Genomic DNA, 3,880 nt, shown 5'->3' with positions numbered 1-3,880 from the left:
CATTAATCCGTCGGTGGGGGTGGGGGGGGTTTTCACCCCCCCGAAACGCGCACGAGCCCTTAACCCTTGTAAGCGCGGGCAGCCGCGAGGAAAAGGTCGTTCTCCTCGGGTGTGCTGATGGTCACGCGCACGCCGTCCGTCGCGTACGGCCGCAGCACCAGCTTGTGGTCCAGCGCGAACTCCGCGAACTTCGGCGTCTCCTCGCCCAGCGGCAGCCAGACGAAGTTCGCCTGCGTGTCCGGCACGTCGTAGCCGGCGTCGATGAGCTCGCGACGCACCCGCTCACGCTCGCCGACGATCTCCTTCACGCGCGCCATCAACTCGTCGGACGCGTCCAGCGAAGCGATCGCCGCCGCCTGCGCGATCATGTTCACGCTGAACGCGACGAACACCTGCCGCAGCGCCTTCGCGATGTTCTCCGGCGCGACGGCGTAACCCACGCGCAGCCCGGCGAGACCGTAGGCCTTCGAGAAGGTGCGCAGCACGGCGACGTTGTCACGCGAGCGCACGTACTCGAGGCCGTCCGGCACCTCGGAGTCGGTGACGAACTCGCGGTACGCCTCGTCCAGCACGACGAGCACAGTGGACGGCACCGCGTCCAGGAACCGTTCCAGCGCCTCACGGCGGACCGCGGTCCCGGTCGGGTTGTTCGGGTTGCAGACGTAGACGATCTTGGTGCGCGGCGTGATCGCGGCGAGCATGGCGTCGAGGTCGTGCTCGTGCCCAGCGGTCAGCGGCACCTTGATGCTGCGCGCGTTCGCCACCTGCGTGACCGTGGGGTACGCCTCGAACGAGCGCCACGCGTAGAGGACTTCGTCGCCTGGCTCGCAGACGGCCTGCGCGAGCTGCTGGCACAGCGAAACCGAGCCGCAGCCGATGGCGATCTGCGAGACCGGGAAATCGACCTCGGTGGCGATGCGGGAGCTCAGCGCGTTGCAGCCGGAGTCGGGGTAGCGGTTGACGTTGGCAGCCGCTTCCACGATCGCCTTCGCCACACTCGGCAGCGGACCGCCGGGCACCTCGTTGCTGGCGAGCTTGATCGCACCTTCGACGGTGCGACCGGGGACGTACACCGGCAACGTGCCGAGATCCGAGCGGGTGGGGACGGCGGACATAGCGCGAGCTCCTCTTCGTCTCAGGGAGATTGCGGTCACCCTATCCGCAATCTCTCAACCCTTCTCCTGTTTACCTCGCAGTGGTTGAGTAAGTGAATGACCCTCACCCACACCGATGTTTACGAACGTGTGCAGTTGACCTTCGCCGAGCCTGAGGGTGTGGTCCGCGGCGGGCTGGTCGTGCTACACGAGGCGGAGGGCATAACGGACGGAGTGCGGTTGCTGATAGCCGGGCTGGCCGGTGAGGGTTGGCTGGCCGTCGCGCCGCATATCGAGGGGGAGCACCTGACCCGCGAGGACATCCTCGACGCCACCGACAGCACGCTCGACTGGCTGGTCGAGCGCGGTGTCGACGCCGACCAGCTCGGCGTCGTCGGCTTCGACCTTGGCGGCACGGCCGCGCTCGTGGTCGCCTCGCACCGCAAGCTCGGCGCGGCGGTCAGCGTCGGTGGTGAGCTGCCAGGCCTGGTCGAGATCGCGGGCAAGCTGACCAGCCCGTGGCTCGGCATGTACGGCGACTCCGGCACCGAGGAGGGCCGCGTCGAGCTGGAACACCTGCGTGACGCCGCCGCGTCGGCCGACGTCGTGACGAACGTCGTCCGGTATCCGGGCGCCGACCATCGCTTCGATTCAGACCCGGGGGCCGGCGCGGAAGCCTGGCAGCGGACGCTCAATTGGTTTGATGCGCACTTACGTTAGCGAGGGTTAACATCGGCGGGTGACCAACGCCGATGCCCCCGAAGTGCTCTGGCGCCCTGAGCCGAGCCGCCAGTCCGAGACGAAGATCGAGGCCTTCCGCGAGTGGCTGCGGGCCGAGCGCGGCGTCGAGGTCGACGACTACCAGTCGCTATGGGAGTTCTCCGTCCAGCGTGTGCCCGAGTTCTGGGCCGCGGTGGCGGAGTTCCTCGGTATGCGCTGGCATGACCAGCCCGGCGAGGTGCTCTCCGGCGCGATGCCGCAGGCGAAGTGGTTCGAAGGCGGCACGCTGAACTACGCCGAGCACGCGCTGACGCCGGGCGTCGCCGGAGCGTCGAAGGCCGATGACGAACTCGCGGTGATCTTCCACCGTGAAGACGGCCTGACCCGGCAATTGACCTACGGAAAATTGCGCGCGCAGGTCGCGGCTTTCCGTGCCGCGTTGGTCTCTTCGGGTGTCGGCAAAGGCGACCGAGTGGTCGCGTTGGCCCCGAACTGCCCGCAGACGCTCGTCGCGTTCCTCGCCACCGCCAGCCTCGGCGCGGTGTGGTCGTCGTGCTCGCCCGATTTCGGCGTCCGCGCGATCTCGGACCGCTTCACCCAGATCGAGCCGAAGGTGCTCATCGCCGTCAACGGCTACGTCTACAATGGACGTTCCTTCGACACTCGTTCGACAATTTCCCAGCTGCGCGAACAAATCCCGTCAGTCGAAGCGACCGTACTGATCGACTACGTCGGCGGCGGCTCACTCGACGGCACCCTCGACTGGGACGACCTGCTCGCCGCGAACGACGGCGCCGAGCTGGCGTTCGAGCCGGTCGACTTCGCGCACCCGCTGTGGGTCCTGTACTCGTCGGGCACCACCGGGCTGCCCAAGGGCATCGTCCACGGCCACGGCGGCATCACCATCGAACTGCTGAAAGCCCTTGCGCTGCAAAGTGATCTGGGCCCAGGCGACCGGTTCTTCTGGTTCACCACGACCGGCTGGATGATGTGGAACTTCCTCATCTCCGGGCTGCTGGTCGGCACCACGATCGTGCTGTTCGACGGCAGTCCCGGCCAGCCGGACCTCAACGTGCTCTGGCATTTGGCGGAACAGCACCGCGTCACGTTCTTCGGCACGTCGGCGCCGTTCATCCAGAGCTGTCTCAAAGAGGGCATCAAGCCCTCGGCCAAATACGACCTCACTGCGTTGCGCGCGATCGGCTCGACGGGCTCGCCGCTTTCGGTCGAAGGCTTCCGTTGGCTTGTCAACGAGTTCGGCAAGGGCGTCCAGATCTGCTCGGTCTCCGGCGGCACCGACCTGTGCGCGGCGTTCGTGGCCGCGTCACCCGACCTCCCGGTCTGGCTGGGCGAGCTGTCCTGCCGCGCGCTGGGCGCCGCGGTCGAGTCCTTCGACGAGGCAGGAAACTCGGTGGTCGAAGAGGTCGGCGAGCTGGTCGTCACCCAGCCCATGCCCTCGATGCCGGTCTACTTCTGGAACGACCCCGACGGCTCACGGCTGCACGAGGCGTACTTCGAGATGTACCCCGGCATCTGGCGCCACGGCGACTGGATCCGCATCACCAAGCGCGGTTCGGCGGTCATCTACGGCCGCAGCGACTCGACGTTGAACCGCGGCGGCGTCCGCATGGGCACGGCGGAGTTCTACCGCGTCGTCGAAGGTTTCGCGTCGGTCGCCGACTCGCTGGTCATCGACACCTCGGCGGCCGGGAATGAAGACGGCCAGCTGCTGTGTTTCCTGGTGTTGAAGGGCGGGGCATCGCTGGCTGACGTCGAGCCGTCGCTGCGCAAGGAGCTCAGGGGGGCGCTGTCGCCACGACATGTACCTGATCGGTTCGTCGTGGTCACCGAGATCCCGCGCACCTTGAACGGTAAAAAGTGCGAGGTACCCGTGAAGAAGATCTTGTCCGGGGTCGCCCCGGAGCGAGCGGTCAGCAGGGATGCTCTGGTCAACCCCGACGCGCTGCGGCCGTTCGTGGAGCTCGCCAGGGAGTAGACAGTGGTGATGGGGGCACGCGTGCGAGTGGCGGGGGAGACGTCGGTGGTCGCCGTCACCTGGGTCACCC

General features: G+C 67.3%; 3 protein-coding genes. 2 read left to right on the top strand and 1 reads right to left on the bottom strand.

Annotated elements, in window-relative coordinates; translation table 11 throughout:
• Positions 1-59: 59 nt before the first annotated feature.
• A complete protein-coding gene (gene hisC / locus ACFV15_RS40750; RefSeq protein ID WP_378357861.1) occupies positions 60-1,115 on the bottom strand; it encodes a histidinol-phosphate transaminase in 1,056 nt (351 codons plus the stop codon).
• Positions 1,116-1,211: 96 nt separating this feature from the next.
• On the opposite strand from hisC, the gene ACFV15_RS40745 reads away from it, so the two are divergent.
• Both ACFV15_RS40745 and ACFV15_RS40740 read left to right on the top strand, forming a co-directional pair.
• Complete coding sequence (locus tag ACFV15_RS40745; RefSeq protein WP_378357859.1) at positions 1,212-1,814, top strand: dienelactone hydrolase family protein; 603 nt, start codon at positions 1,212-1,214, stop codon at positions 1,812-1,814.
• A 19-nt stretch (positions 1,815-1,833) separates the two neighbouring features.
• Positions 1,834-3,810, top strand: a complete 1,977-nt coding sequence (locus ACFV15_RS40740; RefSeq protein ID WP_378357857.1) for an acetoacetate--CoA ligase — start codon at positions 1,834-1,836, stop codon at positions 3,808-3,810.
• Positions 3,811-3,880 lie beyond the last annotated feature (70 nt).

Source organism: Amycolatopsis sp. NPDC059657, from assembly GCF_042734395.1.
Lineage (GTDB): Bacteria > Actinomycetota > Actinomycetes > Mycobacteriales > Pseudonocardiaceae > Amycolatopsis.
This window is presented reverse-complemented; position numbering and strand designations above follow the sequence as displayed.

Bases quoted from the DNA above. Each gene is read 5' to 3' on its own strand.
- hisC (WP_378357861.1), bottom strand. From the start codon at position 1,115: ATGTCCGCCGTCCCCACCCGCTCGGATCTCGGCACGTTGCCGGTGTAC.
- ACFV15_RS40745 (WP_378357859.1), top strand. From the start codon at position 1,212: ATGACCCTCACCCACACCGATGTTTACGAACGTGTGCAGTTGACCTTC.